Origin of the sequence: Dolichospermum sp. UHCC 0259 (assembly GCF_009711935.1) — a bacterium.
GTDB lineage: Bacteria > Cyanobacteriota > Cyanobacteriia > Cyanobacteriales > Nostocaceae > Dolichospermum.
This window is the reverse complement of sequence record NZ_VIKX01000232.1, coordinates 1-1,691: the sequence shown is the minus strand read 5'-3', so window position 1 is coordinate 1,691 and position 1,691 is coordinate 1. Positions and strand designations below refer to the sequence as shown.

Genomic DNA, 1,691 nt, shown 5'->3' with positions numbered 1-1,691 from the left:
TGAGCTTTCAGGTATCCTTTTTTCTATCATACTTTCTGCATGAAGGAAATCCCTGGTTTTCCTGTCAAAATTAACACACTAGGTTGACTCCCTGGAAAAGAGTGTCTACACTATTCTAACTATTTTTTTCCTATAAACCGTAATGTCAGTTATCCCTGACATTTTTGATCATGCAGAAATTCCGTAGGGGCGCAGGGCTTGCGCCCAGAACTTAATATATGCTGCGCCCCTAAATTGTGGATTACACCAAAACTATGCTGCTACTTTTTGTTCTGGAGTTGATTCTTCAGATGGGGGTGAATCTTGTTTTTCTTGATTTCCCTGTTCTGAATCACTGCTGGGTTGAACTATTTGCAGGTGAATACTATTCACTTGATTAATAAATAGTTCTATAGCCTGACTAACTCTTTGTTGTTGTTTACCCTCTTCTGGAATATCATAACAACGATAGGCTGGGCTAATTCCCAAAACAAACTTTTCCTGTTCAGCTTCTAATAATTCAACGGCTTTGTTAGCAGCCATCCAATTTTTTTCAAAAGGAAATGAAGTAACGATACTAGCAACAATAGAAGCAACTGCTGGGCAAATAACAGGCAGCCATTTTAACCAACTTTGTCCTGCTTCTAGTTTATCCACTAACACTAAAATTGGTGTGACACCTGACAGAATAACGGTAGAAATTTGCAAAACATAGTAAAGAGTTCTGGCAAGATTTCGAGAGCTTTTATAGTCGTTAATCAACTCTTGCGAATATTCTAAAGCTTTGGCTCGTGCCGGTAAAACAGTATTATAGTCCAATGTAGTACCATTGCTTAATAGCGATGTATAGAGTTCAGCTTTTTTGGAAAGCTCAGTTTTTTGTGATTCCTTTTTCGCATTATCTACCGATTGTCTATTGAGAAGAAATAAACCAATGGCAATAGTTAAAGCAACGGAGGCAGCAGTTACATATTGTTGATTGCTAGAATCAAAATAAATAATCAAACCTGATGTGATCGCAACTGCGACTAACAAGTAATCAATTAACTTGAAAAAAAACAACATATTTTCGCCTAGTGTATTTATTGGGGTAATGTTGAATTCGTAACTGAGAAAATTTGTTGCAAAATGGTAATTTTACAAACAATAATGTATCTTACACGAAAGTAACAATATTGACAAGTTCTGCTAACTGTCAATATTGTCAATAGGTAAGCATTCAGCCGTCAGCGAACAGCTATCAGCAAGAATTGAATTGATCAGCATTCTGAACATTAGTCAGTCTCCCTACTTCAAAAAGCCGAAAATCCGGTTTTAGCTGAATGCTTACGTCAATAGTATCATTCAATGCTTAAATAGCCGTGCTGTATCTTTTGCGTGTACCTATGGCTAAGGCTAAAACCAAAAATGTGAAAATTCCTGCTAGATATAAAGGATAGCCATAAGTCATGGGTTGGGACTGGTGAACTATCATCCCCGCAATTACTGGTCCGATACCGTTAGAAATACTTAAGTAGGATGCGTTTAATCCTAATACAGTTCCCTGATCCTGTGGTCTAGCATTGAGAGAAATCAATGTACTAATCATAGGTTGGACTAGGGCATTAAAAAGCGCAAATAGGATGCTAACCACAATAAAATAATTGATGCTAGGCCAAAGTAACTGTTCACACTCCCCCACTAAAAAGGAATTAGGAAGTAACAGGGATAGG

2 protein-coding genes are annotated in these 1,691 nt (G+C 37.3%); both read right to left on the bottom strand.

Annotation, left to right across the window (positions count from 1 at the left end; translation table 11 throughout):
* Window positions 1-252: 252 nt before the first annotated feature.
* Window positions 253-1,044: a DUF4231 domain-containing protein gene (locus FJR05_RS19780; RefSeq protein ID WP_168645706.1), complete on the bottom strand. Its 792-nt coding sequence runs from the start codon at window positions 1,042-1,044 to the stop codon at window positions 253-255.
* Window positions 1,045-1,330: 286 nt separating this feature from the next.
* The coding region (locus FJR05_RS19775) for an MFS transporter (protein ID WP_168645705.1) at window positions 1,331-1,691 on the bottom strand (361 nt) is incomplete at its 5' end.

Coding starts and splice junctions, on each gene's coding strand:
- FJR05_RS19780 (WP_168645706.1), bottom strand. CDS start 1,044: ATGTTGTTTTTTTTCAAGTTAATTGATTACTTGTTAGTCGCAGTTGCG.